This is a genomic window from Brevundimonas sp. FV1ye7S (assembly GCF_058680995.1).
Window position 1 is genome coordinate 2,051,764 of sequence record NZ_CM178726.1, and the last position, 21,201, is coordinate 2,072,964.

At 65.9% G+C, this 21,201-nt stretch carries 23 protein-coding genes; 2 read left to right on the plus strand and 21 right to left on the minus strand.

The genetic code is table 11. The features are described from left to right. The first annotated feature begins 465 nt into the window (after nucleotides 1–465). Nucleotides 466–1,104, plus strand: a complete 639-nt coding sequence (gene msrA / locus ACW18C_RS09895; RefSeq protein WP_492070714.1) for a peptide-methionine (S)-S-oxide reductase MsrA — start codon at nucleotides 466–468, stop codon at nucleotides 1,102–1,104. A 41-nt stretch (nucleotides 1,105–1,145) separates the two neighbouring features. Here the strand turns inward: msrA and ACW18C_RS09900 are convergent, their stop codons facing one another. From ACW18C_RS09900 to ACW18C_RS09915, 4 genes are all read right to left on the minus strand, one after another. Next, the gene (locus tag ACW18C_RS09900; protein WP_008262155.1) at nucleotides 1,146–1,850 is read right to left on the minus strand and encodes an ABC transporter ATP-binding protein; all 705 of its coding nucleotides are present in this window, start codon (nucleotides 1,848–1,850) and stop codon (nucleotides 1,146–1,148) included. Continuing rightward, nucleotides 1,843–3,129: a lipoprotein-releasing ABC transporter permease subunit gene (locus ACW18C_RS09905; RefSeq protein ID WP_492070715.1), complete on the minus strand. Its 1,287-nt coding sequence runs from the start codon at nucleotides 3,127–3,129 to the stop codon at nucleotides 1,843–1,845. Before ACW18C_RS09905 ends, ACW18C_RS09900 begins: the two co-directional genes overlap by 8 nt. After that, complete coding sequence (gene proS / locus ACW18C_RS09910; RefSeq protein WP_426026030.1) at nucleotides 3,126–4,442, minus strand: proline--tRNA ligase; 1,317 nt, start codon at nucleotides 4,440–4,442, stop codon at nucleotides 3,126–3,128. The genes ACW18C_RS09905 and proS overlap by 4 nt, the downstream gene beginning before the upstream one ends. Before the next feature lie 77 nt (nucleotides 4,443–4,519). Then, nucleotides 4,520–4,786: a DUF1467 family protein gene (locus ACW18C_RS09915; RefSeq protein WP_008259708.1), complete on the minus strand. Its 267-nt coding sequence runs from the start codon at nucleotides 4,784–4,786 to the stop codon at nucleotides 4,520–4,522. Between the two features lie 76 nt (nucleotides 4,787–4,862). On the opposite strand from ACW18C_RS09915, the gene ACW18C_RS09920 reads away from it, so the two are divergent. Beyond that, the gene (locus tag ACW18C_RS09920) at nucleotides 4,863–5,216 is read left to right on the plus strand and encodes a 5-carboxymethyl-2-hydroxymuconate Delta-isomerase (RefSeq protein ID WP_492070716.1); all 354 of its coding nucleotides are present in this window, start codon (nucleotides 4,863–4,865) and stop codon (nucleotides 5,214–5,216) included. A gap of 24 nt (nucleotides 5,217–5,240) precedes the next feature. Here ACW18C_RS09920 and ACW18C_RS09925 read toward each other — a convergent pair whose 3' ends face one another. The 17 genes from ACW18C_RS09925 to ACW18C_RS10005 all read right to left on the minus strand — a co-directional run bounded on the left by ACW18C_RS09925 (nucleotide 5,241) and on the right by ACW18C_RS10005 (nucleotide 21,199). Further along, nucleotides 5,241–5,579 carry a DUF3088 family protein gene (locus ACW18C_RS09925; protein ID WP_492070718.1) on the minus strand — a complete coding sequence of 113 codons (339 nt, stop codon included), beginning with the start codon at nucleotides 5,577–5,579 and terminating at the stop codon, nucleotides 5,241–5,243. An 81-nt stretch (nucleotides 5,580–5,660) separates the two neighbouring features. Continuing rightward, a complete protein-coding gene (locus tag ACW18C_RS09930; protein WP_492070720.1) occupies nucleotides 5,661–6,335 on the minus strand; it encodes a class I SAM-dependent methyltransferase in 675 nt (224 codons plus the stop codon). 86 nt (nucleotides 6,336–6,421) lie between these two features. Continuing rightward, a complete protein-coding gene (locus ACW18C_RS09935) occupies nucleotides 6,422–7,330 on the minus strand; it encodes a hypothetical protein (protein WP_492070721.1) in 909 nt (302 codons plus the stop codon). 54 nt (nucleotides 7,331–7,384) lie between these two features. After that, nucleotides 7,385–9,058, minus strand: a complete 1,674-nt coding sequence (locus tag ACW18C_RS09940) for a ribonuclease J (RefSeq protein ID WP_035309031.1) — start codon at nucleotides 9,056–9,058, stop codon at nucleotides 7,385–7,387. Next, a complete protein-coding gene (locus ACW18C_RS09945; RefSeq protein WP_492070723.1) occupies nucleotides 9,059–9,835 on the minus strand; it encodes a type III pantothenate kinase in 777 nt (258 codons plus the stop codon). 1 nt (nucleotide 9,836) lies between these two features. Beyond that, nucleotides 9,837–10,586, minus strand: coding sequence for a biotin--[acetyl-CoA-carboxylase] ligase (locus ACW18C_RS09950; protein ID WP_154725277.1), 750 nt, complete (start codon nucleotides 10,584–10,586; stop codon nucleotides 9,837–9,839). Nucleotides 10,587–10,590: 4 nt separating this feature from the next. Further along, the gene (gene nuoN, locus ACW18C_RS09955; protein ID WP_008260532.1) at nucleotides 10,591–12,033 is read right to left on the minus strand and encodes an NADH-quinone oxidoreductase subunit NuoN; all 1,443 of its coding nucleotides are present in this window, start codon (nucleotides 12,031–12,033) and stop codon (nucleotides 10,591–10,593) included. An 8-nt stretch (nucleotides 12,034–12,041) separates the two neighbouring features. Beyond that, entirely contained in the window at nucleotides 12,042–13,526 is a 1,485-nt protein-coding gene (locus tag ACW18C_RS09960; RefSeq protein WP_492070724.1) for an NADH-quinone oxidoreductase subunit M, read from the minus strand. 4 nt (nucleotides 13,527–13,530) lie between these two features. Then, nucleotides 13,531–15,624, minus strand: a complete 2,094-nt coding sequence (gene nuoL / locus ACW18C_RS09965; RefSeq protein WP_492070726.1) for an NADH-quinone oxidoreductase subunit L — start codon at nucleotides 15,622–15,624, stop codon at nucleotides 13,531–13,533. A gap of 2 nt (nucleotides 15,625–15,626) precedes the next feature. Continuing rightward, a complete protein-coding gene (nuoK, locus tag ACW18C_RS09970; protein WP_008264046.1) occupies nucleotides 15,627–15,935 on the minus strand; it encodes an NADH-quinone oxidoreductase subunit NuoK in 309 nt (102 codons plus the stop codon). Further along, nucleotides 15,935–16,561 carry an NADH-quinone oxidoreductase subunit J gene (locus ACW18C_RS09975; protein WP_008262516.1) on the minus strand — a complete coding sequence of 209 codons (627 nt, stop codon included), beginning with the start codon at nucleotides 16,559–16,561 and terminating at the stop codon, nucleotides 15,935–15,937. The genes nuoK and ACW18C_RS09975 overlap by 1 nt, the downstream gene beginning before the upstream one ends. Nucleotides 16,562–16,633: 72 nt before the next feature. Further along, on the minus strand, nucleotides 16,634–17,125 hold the full coding sequence (nuoI, locus tag ACW18C_RS09980; RefSeq protein ID WP_183195166.1) for an NADH-quinone oxidoreductase subunit NuoI: 492 nt from the start codon (nucleotides 17,123–17,125) through the stop codon (nucleotides 16,634–16,636). After that, nucleotides 17,125–17,349 carry a hypothetical protein gene (locus ACW18C_RS09985; protein ID WP_008262419.1) on the minus strand — a complete coding sequence of 75 codons (225 nt, stop codon included), beginning with the start codon at nucleotides 17,347–17,349 and terminating at the stop codon, nucleotides 17,125–17,127. The genes nuoI and ACW18C_RS09985 overlap by 1 nt, the downstream gene beginning before the upstream one ends. Further along, nucleotides 17,346–17,579 (minus strand): hypothetical protein, encoded by a 234-nt coding sequence (locus tag ACW18C_RS09990; protein ID WP_040349591.1) that lies wholly within the window; start codon nucleotides 17,577–17,579, stop codon nucleotides 17,346–17,348. Before ACW18C_RS09990 ends, ACW18C_RS09985 begins: the two co-directional genes overlap by 4 nt. Further along, on the minus strand, nucleotides 17,580–18,659 hold the full coding sequence (nuoH, locus tag ACW18C_RS09995) for an NADH-quinone oxidoreductase subunit NuoH (protein ID WP_008261920.1): 1,080 nt from the start codon (nucleotides 18,657–18,659) through the stop codon (nucleotides 17,580–17,582). 3 nt (nucleotides 18,660–18,662) lie between these two features. Then, nucleotides 18,663–20,708 (minus strand): NADH-quinone oxidoreductase subunit NuoG, encoded by a 2,046-nt coding sequence (gene nuoG / locus ACW18C_RS10000; RefSeq protein ID WP_492070727.1) that lies wholly within the window; start codon nucleotides 20,706–20,708, stop codon nucleotides 18,663–18,665. Next, nucleotides 20,708–21,199, minus strand: a complete 492-nt coding sequence (locus ACW18C_RS10005) for a hypothetical protein (protein WP_492070728.1) — start codon at nucleotides 21,197–21,199, stop codon at nucleotides 20,708–20,710. The genes nuoG and ACW18C_RS10005 overlap by 1 nt, the downstream gene beginning before the upstream one ends. Between the last annotated feature and the right edge of the window lie 2 nt (nucleotides 21,200–21,201).

Here is a 21,201-nt window from a genome sequence, read left to right on the forward strand (position 1 = left end):
CCTCCGAAGGGAGGCCGCGCATCATCCTGGACCGAGTCTCACATCGCCGCCCGCCGGAACACCGCAAACCTTCAGCCGGGCCGCGCGATCATCGATCCGCTGTGGATAGAGGCTTCAGACCGTCACGGCGAAAAAACACAGTCCAAATAGTCTAGAATCTCTCATAAGCGATTGATTTTACACAATGCGAATTCAGACCCTGTCGGTGCGAGTCTGAAAATCAGGCGGCCGTCACGCTGAAGGCCAGGGTCCAGACCATCCAGACGAAACCGCTGCACGAGGCCAGCGACAGCATATCTCTCATCAAACGCGGCATGGCGACTTATCCCCAGACATGAATGTTCTTGCCTTGTTCTATGTTCGCTCATTGTTCTCGTCAACCCCGGTCTTATCCCAAGGGGCGAGACGGTCTGAAACCATTTGCAGCGACGCATCGTATGCCTGTGGAGAAAGGGAGATGTCCCCATGCCCAAGTCTCTGAAATTCCTGGCTGGCGCGGCGATTGCGGCCGCCCTGGTCGTCGTGACGACCGCCGCGCTGCCCCGGACCGACCGCGCCCAGGCCCAGCCCGCCCGGTCGATGCTTCAGACGGCCGTCTTCGCCGGCGGCTGTTTCTGGTCCGAGGAAAAGGCGTTCGACGGCCTGCCGGGGGTGCGCTCCGCCGTGTCGGGCTTCGTCGGCGGCCGGACGGCCAACCCGACCTATGAGCAGGTGGTGCGCGGCGGGACCGGCCATATGGAGGCGGTCCAGGTCACGTTCGATCCCCGCGTCGTCAGCTATCGCGCCCTGGTCGACCGCTACTGGCGCACCATAGACCCGACCGATCCGAACGGGCAGTTCTGCGACCAGGGGCCGTCTTATCGCGCGGCGGTCTTCGCCACGGCGGACCAGAGGGCGGCGGCGGTGGCGTCACGCGATGCGGCCATGCGCGTTCTGGGCAAGAGCTTCACCACCCCGGTCGTCGGGGTCCAGCGGTTCTGGCCCGCCGGGCCTGAGCATCAGGACTACGCCCGCCGCAACCGCGCTCATTACGAGGCCTATCGCCAGGGCTGCCGCCGGCCCCAGCAGCTGCGCGCCATCTGGGGCGACGCCGCCGTGGGGTGAGGCGGGCGGGCCTTCAGCAGGCCCGATTCAATAAGCCTGGCTCAATAGGCCTGGCTTTGGGCCGCCCGTTCTTCCAGATGGCCGTCCTTCAGGGCGAAGACGCGGTCCATGTGGCCGGCCAGTTCCATATTGTGGGTGGCGATCAGGGCGGCGACACCCGTGGTCTTGGCCAGGTCGCGCAGGGATTCGAACACCGACTGGCTGGTGGTCGGGTCCAGGTTGCCGGTCGGTTCGTCGGCCAGCAGCAGGCGGGGCTTGTTGGCCAGGGACCGGGCGATGGCGACGCGTTGTTTCTCGCCGCCGGACAGCTGGGCCGGCTGGTGAGTCAGGCGTTCGCCCAGGCCCAGAGTCGTCAGGGTCTCCTCGGCTTGGCGGCGCGCCTGGGCCAGGCTCATGCCCGCGATCCGCATCGGCAGGGCGACATTGTCGCGGGCGTCGAACTCGGCCAGCAGATGGTGGAACTGATAGACGAAGCCGATGCGCGACAGGCGCAGGCGGGTGCGGGCGCGTTCGTCCAGATCGCCGACCATTTCGCCGTCGATGGCGACCGTGCCCTCGGTCGGCTTCTCCAGCAGGCCGGCGGCGTGCAGCAGGCTGGACTTGCCGGAGCCCGAGGGGCCGATCAGGCCGACCATTTCACCGGGCATGACGTCCAAGTCGACGCCCTTTAGCACGGTCAGGCCGCCGTTGGCGGTGTCATAGGTGCGGGTCAGGCCGCGCACCGACAGGATGGGAGACCTACTCATAGCGGAGCGCCTCCACGGGATCGATGCGAGAGGCCGTCCAGGACGGCGGCAGGCTGGCCAGGCAGCTCATGCTGAAGGACAGGATGGCGACCCAGGTCACGTCCATCGGATCGACCAGGGCCGGGATGGCGTCCAGCTGATAGACGTCGGCGTTGAACAGCTGGACCCCCAGCACGGCCTCGATGGCGTGCTGGATGGCGCCAATGTTCCAGCAGAACAGCAGGCCGAGGGCCAGGCCCGCCAGAGTGCCCGCCACGCCGATCATGGCGCCGGACATGAAGAAGATGCGCAGGATCGACGACGGGCTCGCGCCCACGGTGCGCAGGATGGCGATGTCGCGCGTCTTGTTCTTCACCAGCATGACGATGCCGGAGATGATGTTCATGGCGGCGATGGCGACGACCAGGCCCAGGATGATGCTCATGGCCACCCGCTCGACCCGCAGGGCGCCGTAGAAGGCGGCCAGGCGCTCGCGCCAGTCGCTGATGACAGATCCGGGGCCGGCGGCGTCGCGGATGGCGGGGGTCAGCTCGCCGACGCGGTCGGGGTCGTCGACCTTGATCTCGATGGCGTCCCAGACCCCCTCCTTGCCGAAGAACAACTGCTGCTGCTCCAGCGGCATGAACAGGAAGGCGCGGTCGAAGTCGGCCGTGCCCGAGCGGAACAGGCCGCCGACGAAATAGGTCTTTTCCAGACCGCCCAGATTGCCGAAGGCGCTGTCGGCGCCGGTCGGCGAATAGAGGGTGACGGGATCGCCGACCCGCAGGCCCAGGGAGTTGGCCAGGGCCGCGCCCATCAGGATGCGGTCGCCGCCGTATGCGCCCTTGCCGAAGTCGGCGCGTTCCTTGGGCGTCAGGCTGTCGAAGACGTATTTGGTGGTGGCCAGGTCCTGGGGCCGCACGCCGCGCACCATGGCGCCCGTGGTGAAGTTGCCGACCCGGACCAGGCTCTGGCTCTCGTTCAGCGGGGTGACGCTGACCACGCCGGGCACGGCGGCGATCCGCTTCAGGGCGGCGTCCCGATCTTCAGACGTCAGCACCGGCCCCTGGACGTACATATGGCCGTTGAACGACAGCATTCGGCCCAGCAGTTCCGAGCGGAAGCCGGCCATGATGCTCATGACGCTGATCAGCACCGCGACGGCCAGCATGATGCCGATGAAGCTGATCACCGCGATGGTCGCCACCCCGCCCTCCTTGCGCTTGGCGCGCAGGTAGCGGAGGGCCAGGCCGATCTCCCACGAGGAGAAGGCTCCGGAAGGACGGGACGGCAGGTTCAAGCAGTCAACCTTTCGATGGCTTCGGCCAGGGGCACGGAGACCTTCTCGCCGGTGGCGCGGCGCTTCAGCTCGACCACGCCGTCGGCCAGCCCCTTGGGACCGATGGTCAGTTGCCACGGCACGCCGATCAGGTCGGCGGTGGCGAACTTGCCGCCCGGCCGTTCGTCGGTGTCGTCGTACAGCACGTCCTTGCCGAGCTTCTCCAACTGAGCGACCGCGTCCTCGCAGGCGGCGGAGACGGCGGCGTCATTGGCGCGCAGATTGATCACGACCACGTCGAACGGGGCCACGGCGTCGGGCCAGATGATGCCGCCCTCGTCGTGGCTGGCCTCGATGATGGCGCCCAGCAGGCGCGATACGCCGACGCCGTAGCTGCCCATGTGGACATTGGCGTCCTGACCGTCCGGCCCGGCGACCTTGGCCTTCATAGGGGCCGAATATTTCTCGCCGAAATAGAAGATGTGGCCGACCTCGATGCCGCGCGCCGACAGACGGTCGCCCTCGGCGGTCTCGGCCTCGAACCGGGCTTCGTCGTGCATTTCCTCGGTCGCGGCGTAGAGCGCGGTTCGTTGATCAACGATTGACTGAAGATCGTCCCAGTCCACGTCCGCGCCCGGCGCCGGCATTTCGACCAGGGCCTTGTCGCAGAAGACCGCGCTCTCGCCGGTCTCGGCCAGGACGATGAACTCGTGGCTCAGGTCGCCGCCGATCGGGCCGGTGTCGGCGCGCATCGGCACGGCCTTCAGACCCATGCGGGCGAAGGTGTTCAGATAGGCCACGAACATGCGGTTGTAGGCCTTGCGGGCCGAGGCCTCGTCCACGTCGAATGAATAGGCGTCCTTCATCAGGAACTCGCGGCCGCGCATGACGCCGAACCGCGGGCGGCGCTCGTCGCGGAACTTCCACTGGATATGAAACAGGTTCAGCGGCAGCGACTTGTAGGACTTCACATAGGCCCGGAAGATGTCGGTGATCATCTCCTCGTTGGTCGGTCCGTACAGCAACTCGCGCTCGTGCCGGTCGGTGATGCGCAGCATCTCCGGGCCGTAGGCGTCGTAGCGGCCGCTTTCGCGCCACAGGTCGGCCAGTTGCAGGGTCGGCATCAGCAGCTCGACCGCACCGGCCCTCACCTGCTCCTCACGGACGATCTGCTCGATCTTGCGCAGCACGCGCAGGCCCAGCGGCAGCCAGGCGTAGATGCCGGCGGCCTCCTGCTTGATCATGCCGGCGCGCAGCATCAGCTGGTGCGAGACAATCTGGGCGTCCGAAGGGGCTTCCTTCAGCGTGGGCAGGAAAAAGCGCGACAGGCGCATGATGGGGAATCCTAGGCGTAGAGACAGACCAAGGCTTTAGCCGCTGGACCGGGGCGAAAGCTAGGCCGGGATGGGGATTAGACCGCCGGCGCGCGCGAGAAGTCCGGCAGGGGCAGCCAGCCGGTGAAGATCAGCACCATGACGAAGACCCAAACCAGGGCCGCGACCCAGGTGGTGGTGATGAATTTGCGCTTCAGGTTCGGCGTCGTCGGCGCACCCCATTGGGCGCCGTCCGTCGGCGGCTCGTGGGTCTCGCGCGAGGTTCCCAGCGGCAGCACGCCGAACAACACCGTCCACCAGACGATGATGTAGATGCCGAACATGGTGATGGGGCCGATGGGCATGGGACCTCCTGTCCGGGCTTTGGCGCCCGGTTGAAACCGGTCTAGAGGATCGGCCTCCTCTGGACGAGTCCCCGACATGCCGCAGATCACCCTGGAATACACCCGCCACCTGGCCGACGCCGACTGGACCCCGGTCGCCCTGGAGATCCATCAGGCCGCCGTCGAGATCGCCGGCGCCGCCCTGTCGGCCTGCAAAACCCGGCTGATCGCCCTGGATCACGTCGTCATCGCCGACGACGCGCCCGAGACCGCCATGCTGGCCTGCCGCGTCGGCCTGATGCTGGGCCGGACGCCGGAGCAGAAGATCGCGCTGAGCGAAAAGGTGCTGGAGATCCTGACCGCCGCCCTGGCTCGCACGGCCGGCAAGGTCGAGGTGTCGGCCGAGGTGTTCGAACTAAACGAAACCTATCGCAAGGCCACGCTCGGCTGACACGACATCGCGGTCGGTCGCGCCTCAGGGATGCGGCCGACCGACGCCGTAGCGCGCCGCGAGATAGGGGGCGATGGCGTGATCCTGCAGGAAGCGACGCCCCGTCGTTTCGCTGACCTGAGCCTCGGGCCAGTCCAGTTCGCCGTCGAGGATCAGGATAGGGCAGCTCTGATGCGCTTCGCCGACCTCGGCGATGACCGGCGGGCGCGGTCGAGCATGGTCCAGATAGACCACCTCAAGCGCGTTTCGCAGTTGGGGGTAGAAGGCCAGCACGCCCTCCACATAGGCGCCGGCCGGGCAGAACCAGGGACCGCCCTGGTCGTCATGCCAGTCGGGATTCAGCAGGAAGAGTCGCTCTCTCAACGACATAGCCAATACGAATCCACTCCCTCGCGATCCTCGCAAAACGGCCGCCCTCTGCAAATCAGATGCGGCCAGGGTCGCTCATTTCACCGCGTGGAAATAGCACCGGGGATTATTGGGATCGCTGAGCTTGTTGTGTGGATGTTCCGAAATCATCACGTTCTTGAATCCGCACCACTTCAACATGGCCACCACAGCGGCGGGATTGGGCGACCAAAAATTCGTCGGATCGCCGTTATGAGGCATAGCGTTCAGGAACTGCATCGCCGGATCTTTGACATCGACGAGGGCCACAGCGGTTTCTACGATCAAGCATTCCCCAGTCACTTCCGCCGCCCGTTTCAAGATCATTAGGGGATCGGTGACGTGATAAATCACGCCGGACAGAAGAACGACATCGAAAATGCCCACGGTTTCGGTCGAGATATTTGGAACATCGATCTCAAGGTCCTCGACCTTTGAGTTCAGCGCTTGCCTGGCATGATTGAAACCAGCTTGCGTCCCCCAGCCTGGGCCACCCCAACAGTACCAGTCCGTCGCCAGAACACGTGACGCACCCCGCTTCTCGGCTTCGAAAGAAAAAAATCCATCCCATGCGCCAATATCGAGCACCGACTTGCCCGCCACCGGATAACTGAACACGACATCCGCTTCAGCTCGAAGGAGAGCGTTGTCCTTAAAACCGGGCGTTACAACACCATCTCCTAGATCAATACCATGAAACCAGTGAATATTGTCAGGCAGCGTAGCGGTCATGAGGGTTCCCCTTGGCGATCAGACACCCCTACCGCACCCCTTTCCGCCAAGGCAAGGAGGACCGACAATGTCTATCAAAATCAGTTCTACCCACAGGCCGCGCCAAAGCCCGGCGCACGCAGAGCCAGCAGAATTGACGAGCGCGCTTCCTGGGTTATCGCTCCCGCCCCCTCCAGCACGCAGCCGACGGCGGTGTTCGAGTTCGGGGCCAGCAGGCCGTAGGTCAGGCCCTCGGCCTCCAGTCGGGCCTGGGCGCCTTTCAGGGCCTCGACCGCCTCGGCGACGCGGGCCGGGTCTCTGGTGATCCGCGTCATCTCGTGCAGGGCCTCGCCCGAACTGGGGAAGTCATAGGCGTCGGGCGTATAGGGGGCGATCTCGGCCGAGAGACGGTCGGGGTGATCCGTGACGCCGAACTTGGCGTTCTGGCTGGCGGAAAAAGCGATGGCCGGTCCCGTCTGCGGCACGACCAGGATGTAGGCGTGGCGCGGAAACAGCAGATAGTGGCCCATGTATTTGGTCACGGGCACCAGCGGCAGCCGGTCCGGCCCCAGGGCGTGGGCGCCGACATAGACGCCGGACGGCAGGCTGCGCGCGTCGATCCGTCCGTTCAGCCTCAGGATCCGGTCCACCATCACATGGTCCAGCAGAAAGACCCCGTCCTCGGCCTCTCGCTCCAGATAGGCGTGGATCGCGGCGGTGTCGGGCGCCGGGCCGAGGTCGCGGCTATAGACGGTTGGAAAGGCCGTCGGCGACATAGGCTGTCCGTCCGGCGGACTGAACCACAGGACGCGCAGTTCGTGGACGGTGCGCGACAGCGGCTCGTCGCCGCGAAAGGTCGAAAGGCTGAGCGCCAGGTTCACCGCGGCGAACAGGGCGACGAAGCCAGCCGTCCCCTGCCCTGCGATCATAGCCCAGCGGCGCCAGCCGCGCAACGGATGACGGGCGTGGCGCACCCGTTCCAGCAGACGGCGGCCGCGCGTGGGCTTGTCTGACATGAGTTTCCCCAACCGTTCAGGCGCAAGAAATGCGCCTGAACGGTCAAGGTTGCATCAGACCCGCAGGACGACCGTCTCGACGATCGGACGGCGATCCCAGATCTGCTGGCTGGCCTTCTTCAGCACGCGAGCCACGGCCTGTTCGATGACCATTTCGTCGTCCAGGGCGTCGCCCTTCAGGCTCTTGATCACCTGTTCGACGCGCTCGGCCAGATTGTCCAGGGCGTCGCCCAGCGGTGTGGCGGTGTCGCCGGGCAGGCCGACGCTGCGGATGTCGATGTCGCTGGCGATGCGGCCGCGCTTGTCCAGGGCGAAGCTGACGATCAGCACGCCGTTGGTCGAGGCGTGGCGACGTTCCTTCAGGGCCTCGCCCTGTTCGGTCACCAGCATGCCGCCGTCGACGTAGAGGCGACCGTTGGGCACTTCGTCGATGATCTTGGCCGGTCCGGGGGCCAGGCGAACCATGTCGCCGTTGCGCGGCGTCACGGTTTCCTTGACGCCGATATCCTTGGCCAGATTGGCGTGTTCCAGCAGGAAGCGACGCACGCCATGGGTGGGCACCGCGATCTGCGGCCGCACCCATTCGTACATCTGCTTCAGCTCGTCGCGGCACGGGTGGCCCGAGACGTGGATGCCGGGGTGATCCTTCTCGGTGTAGAGGCGCACGCCCCGATCCGCGAGGCGGTCCTGCAGATTGCCGATGGCCAGTTCGTTGCCGGGGATCTGACGCGACGAGAAGATGCAGTGGTCGCCCAGGCCCAGTTTGACGACCGGATGGGTGCCGTCGGCGACGCGCGACAGGGCCGCGCGGGCCTCGCCCTGGCTGCCGGTGCACAGATACAGGATCTGGTCGGCGGGCCAGACGCGGGCCTCTTCGTCCGACAGGAAGGGTTTCACGTCCTGCAGCATGCCGACGTGTTTGGCCGCCGCCGTAATCCGGTGCATCGAACGGCCGGCCAGCGACACGCGACGCCCGCAGGCCTCGGCCGCGCGAATGACGCTGTCCATCCGGGCGACGTTGGAGGCGAAACAGCCCACGGCGACCCGGCCCTTGAGGCTGGAGATCAGCTTGGTGATCGCCACGGCCACATCGCCCTCGGACCCGGCGACGCCCGGTACGAAGACATTGGTCGAATCGCAGACCATGGCCAGCACGCCCTCGTCGCCCATGGCGCGAATGGCGGGGGCGTCGGTCTTCTCGCCGATGATCGGCTGGTCGTCGATCTTCCAGTCGCCGGTGTGGAACACCACGCCCAGGGGAGTGTCGATGGCCAGGCCGCTCGGCTCGGCGATCGAGTGGCTCATGTTGACGAAGGTGACGCCGAACGAGCCGATGTCGACCGTGCCGCCCAGCGGCACCTCGATCAGCTCGACCTCGTCCAGGATGCCGCGCTCGCGCAACTTGTCCCGGATCAGATAGGCGGTGAAGGGGGTGGCGTAGATCGGCGCCTTGATGCGCGGCCACAGCCAGCCCAGGGCGCCGATATGGTCTTCGTGCGCGTGGGTCAGGACGATGCCCTTGATCGTCTCGCCTTCCAGATAGGAAGGATCGGGCACGATCACGTCCACGCCGGGCGTGGACAGGTCGCCGAAGGTGACGCCGACATCGACGATCAGCCATTCACGATCAGCCTCTGGCCCGAAGCCATAGGCGTTGAGGTTCATACCGACCTCGTCCGAGCCGCCCAGCGGCAGGAAAACGAGTTCGTCTTGGTTTTGCTTTTTCATTCAGTCAGTCATTTGGGCGTTACGACGCCAGATTTCCAGGAGGCCGCGAATAGTCAGGTCGGGATCGAAGTGATCGATGCTGTGTGTCGCGCCTTCGAACAGGCTGGCGACGCCGCCGGTTCCGATCACGGTCATGGGCCGCGCCCATTCCGCCTTGATGCGCTGGACCAGGCCTTCGATCAACGAAATATAGCCCCAGAAGACGCCGGACTGCATGGCCTCGACGGTGCCCTTGCCGATCACATGTTCGGGCTTCTGAATGGCGATGCGCGGCAGTTTGGCCGCCGCCTCGTGCAGGGCCTGAAGCGACAGATTGATGCCGGGGGCGATCAGGCCGCCCTCGAACGCGCCGTCGTCGGCGACGATGTCGAAGGTGGTGGCCGTGCCGCTGTCGATGACGATCAGGTCGCCGGGATAGACCAGCTTGGCCCCGATGGCGTTGACCAGCCGGTCGGCGCCGGCCTCGCTGGGTTTGGCGATACGGACGTCGATGCCCAGCTCGGCGTTCTCGCCGATGACCAGAGGTTCGATGTTCAGATAGCGGCGCGCCAGATTGCGCAGGTTGAAGATCGACTGGGGCACGACGCTGGAGATGATGCAGCCGGTCAGGGCGGCGAAGGCCAGCCCCTTCATGGTCATCAGCTGGTTCAGCCAGACGGCGTATTCGTCGGCGGTGCGGCTGGCCTCGGTGGCCGCGCGCCACTGGGCGATCCAGTCCGTTCCGTCATGCACGGCGAACAGCGTATTGGTGTTGCCCTGTTCGATGGCGAGCAGCATGTCAGGCGGCCTTGCCGAAGAAGACGTCGCCGGCCGAAATCAATCGCACGGAGCCGTCGGCGAGGCGCAGGCGCAAGGCCCCGTCAGGCTCCACACCCTCGGCCAGGCCCTCGATCGTTTCGTTGTCCAGACGCGCGGTGCACGGGCCGTTCAGCCCGGTCAGACGGCTGGTCCAGGCGTCCAGCACCGGCTCGAAGCCCATCGTCTGCCAGCGCCCCCACCAGACGGCGAAGGTCTCGGCCAGGATCTCGGCGGCGGCTTCGACCGGCGGGGCGAAGGCGAGGTCCTCGCGTAGCTTTTCCGCGATCGCGGCCGAGGCCTTCTCGGTTCCCTCGGGCGCATGGGCCAGGTTGACGCCGATCCCGACGGCCAGCCAGAGCCCGCCGGACGCATGCGCGCCGCTTTCAACCAGGATGCCGCACGCCTTGCGGCCGTCCAGCAGGACGTCGTTCGGCCATTTGATCGAGACCAGGGCCGGCGAGACGAAGACGTCCAGCAGGTCGGCGACGGCCAGGGCGGCGATGAAGGTCGCCTGCGCGGCCTCGCGCGGCGACGCATGAACTCGGATCAGCAAGGTCGCGGCCAGATTGCCGGGCTTGTCCACCCAGCTTCGGCCGCGCCGGCCACGCCCCGCCGTCTGGCGGCGCGCGATGATCCACTTCGGGCCGACCTCGCCCGCCTCCGCCAGCCGCCGGGCTTCCGACAGCGTCGAGTCGATCTCGTCGAGGATGACCAGGGGGGCGGGCGTCAACGCCCTAACCGTTCCCGAAGCCGGCGCTCGCAACCTTGGTCAGCGGCTCCAGCCAGGTCAGACCGACAATCACCAGCGGGAAGGCGAAGGCGGCGCAGGCCCAGCCGATGATGCTGGTCTCCGGCGAGGACTTGTCCATCTGGATGTCGTCCACGGGTGCGTCGAACCACATCAGTTTGATGATGCGCAGATAATAGAAGGCGGCGACGACCGAGGCGACCAGACCGGCCGCAGCCACCGGCCACAGACCGGCGTCGGCGGCGGCGCCGAAGACATAATACTTGCCCCAGAAGCCCGAGAACGGCGGCATGCCCAGGACCGACAGCGACAGGACGGTCAGGGCCACGGCCGTGACCGGACGATCCTTCTTCAGACCCGCCAAATCGGCGATGCGGCGGATCGGACGGCCCGACTTGGACAGGCTGAGCAGGATGGCGAAGAAGCCCAGCTGGTCGATGACATACAGGGTCATGAACATCAGCATGGCCTGCAGGCCTTCGCTGGTGCCGGCGGCGATGCCCAGCAGGGCGTAGCCGATGTTGGCGATCGACGAATAGGCCAGCAGGCGCTGGACATCCTTCTGCACCAGGCCGCCGAAGGCGCCGACGACGAAGCTGATCAGGGAGATGGCGACCAGGACCTGCGACCACTGGGCGTGGGCCTCGCTGAAGCCGCCCTCCAGGGCGCGGGCGATCAGGACCATGGCGGCGACCTTGGGCGCCGTGGCGAACAGGGCCACGACCGGGGTCGGGGCGCCTTCGTACACGTCGGGCGTCCACATGTGGAAGGGCGCGGCCGAGACCTTGAACGCCAGACCGCAGATCAGGAAGACCAGACCGAACACCAGGCCGGGGCTGGGGTGATCGACGGCAAAGGCGGCGATGTCCTCGAACCGCATCGAACCGGCGAAGCCGTAGATCAGGCTGGAGCCGTACAGCAGCAGGCCCGACGACAGGGCGCCGAGGACGAAATACTTCAGGCCCGCTTCCGACGCCTTGACGTCGTCGCGGTGGAAGGCGGCCAGGACGTACAGGGCCAGCGAATGCAGCTCGATGCCGACATACATGGAGATCAGGTCGCCCGAGGACGCCATCATCCCCATGCCGACCGAGGCCAGCACGATCAGGACCGGATATTCGAACTTGGCGATGTGGGTCCGTTTCATCCAGCCGTCGCCCAGCACGATGGCCACGGCGGCGGACAGATAGATGACGCTCTTGCCGTAGATGGCCAGCGGATCGGCCACATAGGCGCCGTTGAAGGCGACGCCCCACGGTCCCATGAAGGCGAGGACGGCGGCGGCGATTAGCAGCAGGACCGACAGGATGGACACCAGCCGGGCGCTCTTGTCGCCGATGAAGGCGCCGACCATCAGCAGGACCAGGGCGCCGACCGCGAGGGTCAGCTCCGAGGCGGCGAGGTGCAGGGCGGAGGACAGATCAGGCATGCTTGGTCTCACCCGCCGATCGCGACGCGATAGGCATTGGTCAGGGCCTCGACGGCGGGCCCGGTGTAATCGAGGACGGCGGCCGGATGGACGCCCAGCCACAGGGTGCCGAGGATCAGCGGCACGAACAGCAGCAGCTCACGCTTGTCGATGTCGGCGATGGTCATCAGCTTCGGATTGGTGATCTCGCCGAACATGACCGCCCGATACAGGGTCAGGGCATAGACGGCCGAGAAGATGACGCCCGAGGCCGCAACCAGGGCCGCCCAGGTCGAGGCCTGATAGGCGCCCGTCATGGTCAGGACTTCGCCGATGAAGCCCGAGGTGCCCGGCAGGCCGACGTTGGCCATGGTGAACATCAGGAAGATGGCGGCGAACCAGGGCATGCGCGAGGTCAGGCCGCCGTAGAAGGCGATCTCACGCGTATGCATCCGGTCGTAGACGACGCCGACGCACAGGAACAGCGCGCCCGAGATCAGACCGTGGCTGATCATCTGGAACACCGCGCCCTGCATGCCCTGATAGTTGCCCGAGAAGATGCCCAGGGTGACGAAGCCCATGTGGGCGATCGACGAATAGGCGATCAGCTTCTTCATGTCCGTCTGACGCCAGGCGACCAGCGAGGTATAGACGATGGCGATGACCGACAGGGTGAAGACCAGCGGGCGGAACATCTCGGACGCCACCGGGAACATCGGCACGTTGAACAGGATGAAGCCGTAACCGCCCAGCTTCAGCAGGATGCCGGCCAGGATGACCGAACCCGCCGTCGGCGCCTGAACGTGGGCGTCGGGCAGCCAGGTGTGGACCGGCCACATCGGCATCTTCACCGCGAAGGAGGCGAAGAAGGCCAGCCACAACAGGGGCTGAACGGCCGGGTCGAAGGCGTACTGCTTCAGCTCGGGAATGCTGGTGGTGCCGGCGGTGTGCGACATCCACAGCATGGCCAGCAGCATCAGCACCGACCCCAGCAGGGTGTAGAGGAAGAACTTGTAGGCGGCGTAGATCCGGTTGGTGCCGCCCCAGATGCCGATGATCAGGAACATCGGCACCAGGGTGCCTTCGAAGAAGATGTAGAAGAGATACAGGTCCAGCGCCGTGAAGACGCCGATGACCAGGGTCTCCAGCACCAGGAAGGCGATCATATATTCGACGACGCGCGTCTCGACCGACTTCCAGCTGGCCAGGATGCAGATCGGCATCAGGAAGGCGGTCAGCAGGACGAACAGGATCGAGATCCCGTCGACGCCCAGATGATAGCTGGCCCCGGCGAACCAGGGGACCATTTCAACGAACTGATATCCGGGGTTCGACGGATCGAAACCGGCGACCAGCACGACCGAGACCGCCAGCACGACCAGGGTCGTGATCAGGGCGATCCAGCGCGCGGCCGGAGCGGCGGCGTCCTGGGACTTCGACGCCAGCCGGGCGAGGAAGATCGCCAGGGCGCCGGCCAGCGGCATGAATGTAACGAGGCTCAGGATGTAGGGCACGGGCTCAGGCTCCCCACGCGAGGATGGCGAAGGTGAGCAGACCGGCCACCCCGAGCAGCATCACGAAGGCATAATGATAGACGAAGCCGGACTGGAGCTTGCCCAGTCGTGCGGCGGATTTCAGCGACGCCCAGGCGGCGCCGTTCGGGCCGAGGCCGTCGATGATCTTCACGTCGACGATCTTCCAGAAGACGTCGCCCACGGCCTTGAAGCCGCGCACGAAGACGAAGTCGTACAACTCGTCGAAATACCACTTGTTGTACAGGAAGTTGTACAGGAACCCGCCCCGCTCGGCCATGCGACGGCCCATGCCTTCGCGGGCGACATAGATCCAGTAGGCGAAGGCCGTACCGGTCAGGGTCAGGATCAGCGGCGACCACTTCACCCAGGTCGGGACGTCGTGGCTTTCGTGAAGCACATGGTTGTGCTCGCCGGTGAAGATGGCCCCACGCCAGAACTCATGCTCGTGATGGCCGATGAAGTGCGGCGCGAACACGAAGCCTGCGGCGACGGCGCCGACCGACAGCAGGATCAGCGGAACCAGCATGACCCAGGGGCTCTCGTGCGGTTGCAGCGGACCGTGATGGCCATGATCGTCATGCGCATGGTCGTCATGGGCGTGCGCATCGGAGACCGGCTCGGAATGGGTTTCCAGCTGGGCGTGCGAGGCGTGATCGTCGGCATGATGGGCGTCGCCCTCTTCCTTCCACACCGGCTTGTTGTGGAAGGTCATGAAGATCAGGCGCCAGGAGTAATAGGCCGTCAGACCGGCGGCGATCAGACCGATGGAGAAGGCGAACATGCCGACCGCCGAATGGCCCGAGGCCGCCGAGGCGAAGGCGCTCTCGATGATCGAGTCCTTCGAATAGAAGCCGGCGAAGCCGCCGACGCCGGGGATGCCCAGGCCGGTGATGGCGATGGTGCCGATGGTCATGACGGCATAGGTGATCGGCAGCAGCTTCCACAGCCCGCCCATCTTCCGCATGTCCTGCTCGTGGTGCATCCCGTGGATCACCGAACCGGCGCCCAGGAACAGCAGGGCCTTGAAGAAGGCGTGGGTGAACAGGTGGAACATGGCCGCCTGATAGGCGCCGACGCCCGCCGCGAAGAACATGTAGCCCAGCTGCGAACAGGTCGAATAGGCGATGACCCGCTTGATGTCGTTCTGGGTCAGGCCGACCGTGGCGGCGAACAGGGCCGTGATCGCGCCGATGATGGCGATGATCTGCGACGCGCCGGGCGCGTACTCATAGATGGGCGACAGCAGGCAGACCATATAGACGCCGGCGGTCACCATGGTGGCGGCGTGGATCAGGGCCGAAACCGGGGTCGGGCCCTCCATCGCGTCCGGCAGCCAGGTGTGCAGGAAGAACTGGGCCGACTTGCCCATGGCGCCGATGAACAGCAGGAAGCCGGCCAGGTCGAGCGCGGACCACTGGACGCCCAGGAACTCCCAGGTCGTGCCGGCCTTGGTCGCGACCAGCGGGAACAGCTCGGCGAACTCGATCGTGCCGTACATCCAGAAGATGGTGATGATGCCCAGGACGAAGCCGAAGTCGCCGACGCGGTTGACGACGAAGGCCTTGATGGCGGCGGCGCTGGCGGTCGGCTTCTTGAACCAGAAACCGATCAGCAGATACGAGGCCAGACCCACGCCTTCCCAGCCGAAGAACAGCTGCATGAAGTCGGCGGCCGTCACCAGCGCCAGCATCATGAAGGTGAACAGGGACAGATAGGCGAAGAAGCGCGGCCGGCTGTCGTCCTCGGCCATATAGCCCCAGGAATACAGGTGGACCAGCGACGAGACGCTGGTGACCACGATCAGCATGGTCGCCGACAGGGCGTCGATGCGGATCGACCAGGCCGACTGGAAGTCGCCCACATTGATGAAGGGCGCCAGGCGGATGGTGAAGGGCTCCAGATGGCCCCAGGTCCACTGGCCGAACACCGTCCAGGCGACGGCGCACGAGAAGAACAGCAGGCCGGTCGTGAGGGTCTGCGAGGGGATATTGCCGATCCGGCGGCCGAACAGGCCGGCGACGGTCGCGCCCAGCAGCGGGGCGAAGATCCCGAGAATGATCAGGGTGTGGAGGTTCACGCTCAGCCCTTCATCACGGAGGCGTCGTCGACGGCGATGTCGCCGCGGTTACGGAAGAAGGTCACCAGGATGGCCAGGCCGACGGCGGCCTCGGCCGCGGCGACGGTCAGGACGAACATGGCCATGATCTGCCCGCTGATGTCGTTCAGATAGGTCGAGAAGGCGACGAAGTTGATGTTCACGGCCAGCAGGATCAGCTCGATCGACATCAGGATGATGATGACGTTCTTGCGGTTCACGAAGATGCCGAAGACCCCGATGGTGAACAGGATCGCCGCCACGCTGAGATAATGGATGAGACCGATGTCCATCAGAGAAGCTCCTCGGGCGAGACGCCCTGCCCGGTCTGGACCGATTTGACCTCCATCGCCTTGGCGGCGGAGCGGTTGACCTGGTCGGTGATGTTCTGGCGCTTGATATGCGGCTTGTGGCGCAGGGTCAGGGTGATGGCCCCGATCATGGCGATCAGCAGCACGATCCCGGCCGCCTGGAAGAAGTAGATATAGTCGGTGTAGAGCACCCGGCCGATGGCCTCGACATTGCTCATGTCGGGATCGGGCGCGCCGGGCCCCGCCAGACCGGCGGTCGCCCCGCCCTGGATGACGGCGCTGGACACCAGGATCATTTCGGCCAGCAGAACGGCGGCGATGACGGCCCCGATGGGCAGGTATCGGGCGTAGCCCTCGCGCAGCTTCAGGAAGTCGACGTCCAGCATCATGACGACGAACAGGAACAGCACGGCGACCGCGCCGACGTAGACGACGACCAGCAGCATGGCCAGGAACTCGGCCCCCAGCAGGACGAACAGACCCGCCGCCGAGAAGAAGGCGAGGATCAACCACAGCACGCTGTGCACCGGATTGCGCGCGGTCACGACCAGAAGGCCGGACACCACGGCGGTCGCCGCCAGCAGATAGAAGGCTATGCCTTGCAGCATGTCGGGACGAAGCCCCTTTCGTAGCGGCCGCGACCCCCGTTTGGGAATCGCCGACCCGTTAGCGTGAGCGCCTTAGCGGTAAGGCGCGTCGAGTTCCAGATTCTTGGCGATCTGCCGTTCCCAGCGATCCCCGTTGTCGAGCAGTCGGGCCTTGTCGAACAGCAGCTCCTCGCGCGTTTCGACGGCGTATTCGGAGTTCGGCCCCTCGACGATGGCGTCCACCGGGCAGGCCTCCTGGCACAGGCCGCAGTAGATGCACTTGACCATGTCGATGTCGTAGCGTGTCGTGCGGCGGCTGCCGTCGGCGCGCGGTTCGGCCTCGATGGTGATGGCCTGGGCGGGGCAGATGGCCTCGCACAGCTTGCAGGCGATGCAACGCTCTTCGCCGTTGGCGTAGCGGCGCAGGGCGTGTTCGCCGCGGAAGCGCGGCGACTGCGGATTGCGCTCGAACGGATAGTTCACGGTCGCCTTGGGGCGGGCCATGTACTTCAGGGTCAGGCCGATGGCGCCGATGGCGTCGAGCATCATCGCGCCCTTGGCGGCCTGGGCGATACGAGTGAACATCAGAAGCGATCCTCTGGCGCCGGGGCGCCGTTGGTTGAAGTCTGGGCGGGGGCGGCCGGGGCCGCTCCCTGAGTCTGGCCTTTGGCCTGGCCGTCGCGCCATTCACGCTCGATGCGCTCCTGGCGGCGTTCCCATTGATAGCCGGACTCGGGCATGCGCGTATCGGGCGCACAAGCCGTCGTCAGGGGTGCGAACGCCAGCAGCATGAGGCTCAGACGGTTCATGCCCCGCCTCCCCGCAGCACGTCCTTGCAGTCCATGTCCTTATAGCGCGGATCGTCCCGGTTCATCATCCGGCACAGGTTGACCCGTTCGCCGCCGCGGCGCGCGTCATCCTCGCGCCGCTCCAGGGACGCGGCCGGATCGGTCGGCGCCGGAGCGGCGATGGGCGCGAATGTGCAGGCGGCGAGGCCCCACGACGCGACCAGGGCCAGGATGACGGTGCGTGGGCTCATCTACGCACCCACCGCGAAGACGCGCCAGGCGGCGGTGATGACCACGGCCACCAGCGACGCGGGCAGGAAGATCTTCCAGCCCAGGCGCATCAGCTGGTCGTAGCGGTAGCGGGGCACGAAGGCCTTCACCAGGGCGATGGCCAGGAACCAGAACACCGTCTTGGTGAGGAAGGTCAGCAGATAGATCGTATAGGCGATCCAGGCCGGCAGGCCGTCCAGCGTCTCCTGCGACAGGAAGCCGGGGTTCCAGCCGCCGAAGAACAGGATGCTGATCATCGCCGACATGAAGACGATGTTGACGTACTCGCCCATCATGAACAGCAGATAGGTCGTCGAGCTGTATTCGACCTGATAGCCGGCCACCAGTTCGGACTCGGCTTCAGGCAGGTCGAACGGCGGACGGTTGGTTTCCGCCAGGGCCGAGACGAAGAAGACGATCGACATCGGGAACAGGACCACGATCAGGGGCCAGGTGCCCTGCCCGCCGCCGAAGGCGTACCAGTTCCAGAAATAGCCGCTCTGCCCCTCGACGATCTGCGACAGGTTCATCGTGCCGGCCAGCAGGATCACATTGATGATGATCAGGCCCAGCGAGACTTCATAGGACACCATCTGCGCCGCCGAACGCAGCGAACCCAGGAACGGATACTTCGAGTTCGAAGCCCAGCCGCCCATGATGATGCCGTACACGCCCAGCGACGAGACCGCGAAGATGTACAGGATGCCGACGTTCAGGTCCGACACCACCCAGCCCGGCGCGAACGGGATCACCGCCCAGGCCATGAAGGCCAGGACGACGGTGATGATCGGCGCCAGGATGAAGACCGCCTTGTCGGCGCCGGAGGGGATGACCACCTCCTTGAGCACGAACTTGATCATGTCCGCGAAGGACTGAAGCAGGCCGAAGGGGCCGACGACGTTCGGCCCCTTGCGCATCTGCACCGAAGCCCAGACCTTGCGGTCGGCCAGCAGCAGGAAGGCGACGGCGATCAGCACGCCGACCGTGATCAGCAGGATCTGACCGACGGTGATCAGCGTCCAGCCGCCCGGCGTGGCCCAAAAGGAAACAGCAGCGTCCATGACTTACTCCGCCGCCATCGCGACCGGGGCGATCCGCAGGGCGGACAGCTCGGCCATGGTCGCGCTGGCGCGCGCGATCGGGTTGGAAAGATAGGGGTCCGTGATCGCCGAGGCGAAGACCCGGTCGCCCAGGTCGCCCTTGACGCCCAGCTTGGACGGATCGAAGGCGGCCGGCGCCGGCAGATAGTCGATCCGGCCGAAGGTCGGATGATCGGCCATCAGCTTGGCGCGCAGCTGATCCAGGGTGTCGTAAGGCAGGGTCTGGTCGACGCGGGCGGACAGGGCGCGGATGATGGCCCAGTCTTCCTTGGCCTCGCCCTTGGGGAAGACGACGCGTTCGGCCATCTGCACCCGGCCCTCGGTGTTCACATACAGGCCCGACTTCTCGGTATAGGCCGCGCCGGGCAGGATGACGTCGGCGCCGTGCGCGCCGCGGTCGCCGTGGCTGCCCAGATAGACGCGGAAGGCGTTCGAACCGGTGGGATCGACCTCGTCGGCGCCCAGCAGGAACAGCACGTCCAGCGCCCCCGGCTTCAGCATGTCCGAGACCGTCAGACCGCCTTCAGCCGGCACGAAGCCCATGTCCAGGCCGCCGACGCGCGCGGCGGCGTGGTGCAGGACGTTGAAGCCGTTCCAACCTTCGCTGACGACGCCGACCTTCTTGGCCAGGGCGCCCAGGGCGTTCAGGACGGCGGCGCCGCCCTCCCCGTTCAGCGCGCCGGAGCCGACGATGATCGCCGGACGCTCGGCCTTGGTCAGGAAGTCCATCGCCGACTTCGGCAGCTTGGCCAGGGTCTTCGAACCGGCGCCCAGATAGGCGTAGTCGAAGGTCAGGTCTGCCTGTTCGCCGATGACGCCGATCTCGACCCCGCCCTTGATCCAGCTCTTGCGCAGGCGGGCGTTCAGCAGCGGCGCCTCGATGCGCGGGTTGACGCCCACGATCAGAATGGCGTCAGCCTTTTCAATACCTTCCAGGCCGGAGTTCAACAGCCAGCTCTCGCGCGGGCCATAGCCGAGCGCAGCGCCGTCCTGGCGGCAGTCGGTGTTCTTCGAGCCCAGGGCGCGGAACAGGTCCAGCGTCGCCTTCATCGACTCAGCGTCCTGCAGGTCGCCGGCGATCACGCCGATGCGGTCGGCAGGGGCGGCCTTCAGCCTGGCGGCGACGGCGTCCAGGGCCTCGTTCCACGAGGCGGCGCGCAGCTTGCCGTTCTCACGGATCCACGGGCGGTCCAGGCGGCGGGCGGTCAGGCCGTCGACGACATAGCGGCTCTTGTCCGACAGCCACTCCTCGTTGATGCCCTCGTTCACGCGCGGCAGGACCCGCATGACCTCGGAGCCGCGGAAGTCGGCGCGGATGTTGGAGCCCAGGGCGTCCATGACGTCGATGGTCTCGGTCTTCTTCAGTTCCCACGGACGATAGTGGTACTGCCAGGGCCGGTGCGTCAGGGCGCCGACCGGGCACAGATCGTTGACATTGCCCGACAGTTCGGACGCGACCGACTTCTCCAGATAGGTGGTGATCTCGGCGTCCTCGCCGCGCGAGATCATGCCGATGTCCGGCACGCCGGCGACTTCGGTGATGAAGCGGACGCAACGGGTGCACTGGATGCACCGCGTCATGAAGGTCTTGATCGTCGGACCCATGTCCTTTTCTTCGACCGCGCGCTTGTTCTCGGCATAGCGAGACCCATCGCGGCCATAGGCCATGGACTGGTCCTGAAGATCGCACTCGCCGCCCTGGTCGCAGATCGGGCAATCCAGCGGATGGTTGATCAGCAAGAACTCCATCACGCCTTCCCGGGCCTTCTTGACCATCGGGGTGTCGGTGAAGATTTCCTGACCTTCGGCGGCCGGCAGGGCGCACGAAGCCTGGGGCTTCGGCGGTCCGGGCTTCACCTCGACCAGGCACATGCGGCAGTTGCCGGCGATGGACAGGCGTTCGTGGTAGCAGAAGCGCGGGATTTCCTGCCCCGCGCGCTCGGCGACCTGGAGCACGGTCATCCCGGGCTCGAACTCGACTTCGACGCCGTTGACCTTGGCGACTGGCATCAGCGGGCCTCTTCTTTAGCGGGAACGGCCAACTCGGCCTGTTCCGTCGTCCCATCCGGGAGGGTCTGGGTGATGGTGATCGCCTGACCGTCCATGACGTAGCGGATCACGGGATCGTCCGACTGGTTCATCCAGCGAACGAGGGTGGGATCGGGCAGATCAAGCGGCTTCCACACGATGAGGTCTTTCTCGACCCGGCAATCGGCGCGCATCCGGCCGCCGTCGACCGGGGCCCGCCACGAGGCGTGAACCACTCCGCCGGCGACGCCGTCGACGTCGATCGCCATCGGCTCTTGCCCGTGAACAGCGGCCAGACCCGCGCGGCAGACGCGGCGCAGATCGGCCGCGTTCAGAACCTCAGGCGCCGTCTGCACGGCGTCGGAAGGCTTCGCCGCAGCCGCAACCTTTTCCGCAGGCGTGGGCGCAGCTTCACGCTCGCCGCAGGCGGCGAGTGCGAAGGCTCCGATCACGATGGCGGGTGAAAGGCGCATGC

Excerpts from the sequence above, each read along its gene's own strand:
- ACW18C_RS09945 (WP_492070723.1), bottom strand. The coding sequence starts at position 9,835 with ATGCTGCTCGCCATCGAACAGGGCAACACCAATACGCTGTTCGCCGTG.
- nuoN (WP_008260532.1), bottom strand. The coding sequence starts at position 12,033 with ATGCCTGATCTGTCCTCCGCCCTGCACCTCGCCGCCTCGGAGCTGACC.
- ACW18C_RS10005 (WP_492070728.1), bottom strand. The coding sequence starts at position 21,199 with ATGCGCCTTTCACCCGCCATCGTGATCGGAGCCTTCGCACTCGCCGCC.
- ACW18C_RS09915 (WP_008259708.1), bottom strand. The coding sequence starts at position 4,786 with ATGCCCATCGGCCCCATCACCATGTTCGGCATCTACATCATCGTCTGG.
- ACW18C_RS09900 (WP_008262155.1), bottom strand. The coding sequence starts at position 1,850 with ATGAGTAGGTCTCCCATCCTGTCGGTGCGCGGCCTGACCCGCACCTAT.
- ACW18C_RS09985 (WP_008262419.1), bottom strand. The coding sequence starts at position 17,349 with ATGAACCGTCTGAGCCTCATGCTGCTGGCGTTCGCACCCCTGACGACG.
- ACW18C_RS09990 (WP_040349591.1), bottom strand. The coding sequence starts at position 17,579 with ATGAGCCCACGCACCGTCATCCTGGCCCTGGTCGCGTCGTGGGGCCTC.
- ACW18C_RS09975 (WP_008262516.1), bottom strand. The coding sequence starts at position 16,561 with ATGCTGCAAGGCATAGCCTTCTATCTGCTGGCGGCGACCGCCGTGGTG.
- nuoK (WP_008264046.1), bottom strand. The coding sequence starts at position 15,935 with ATGGACATCGGTCTCATCCATTATCTCAGCGTGGCGGCGATCCTGTTC.
- proS (WP_426026030.1), bottom strand. The coding sequence starts at position 4,442 with ATGCGCCTGTCGCGCTTTTTCCTGCCCACGCTGAAGGAAGCCCCTTCG.
- ACW18C_RS09930 (WP_492070720.1), bottom strand. The coding sequence starts at position 6,335 with ATGACCGCTACGCTGCCTGACAATATTCACTGGTTTCATGGTATTGAT.
- ACW18C_RS09920 (WP_492070716.1), top strand. The coding sequence starts at position 4,863 with ATGCCGCAGATCACCCTGGAATACACCCGCCACCTGGCCGACGCCGAC.
- nuoG (WP_492070727.1), bottom strand. The coding sequence starts at position 20,708 with ATGCCAGTCGCCAAGGTCAACGGCGTCGAAGTCGAGTTCGAGCCCGGG.
- nuoI (WP_183195166.1), bottom strand. The coding sequence starts at position 17,125 with ATGTTCACTCGTATCGCCCAGGCCGCCAAGGGCGCGATGATGCTCGAC.
- nuoH (WP_008261920.1), bottom strand. The coding sequence starts at position 18,659 with ATGGACGCTGCTGTTTCCTTTTGGGCCACGCCGGGCGGCTGGACGCTG.
- ACW18C_RS09940 (WP_035309031.1), bottom strand. The coding sequence starts at position 9,058 with ATGAAAAAGCAAAACCAAGACGAACTCGTTTTCCTGCCGCTGGGCGGC.
- ACW18C_RS09935 (WP_492070721.1), bottom strand. The coding sequence starts at position 7,330 with ATGTCAGACAAGCCCACGCGCGGCCGCCGTCTGCTGGAACGGGTGCGC.
- msrA (WP_492070714.1), top strand. The coding sequence starts at position 466 with ATGCCCAAGTCTCTGAAATTCCTGGCTGGCGCGGCGATTGCGGCCGCC.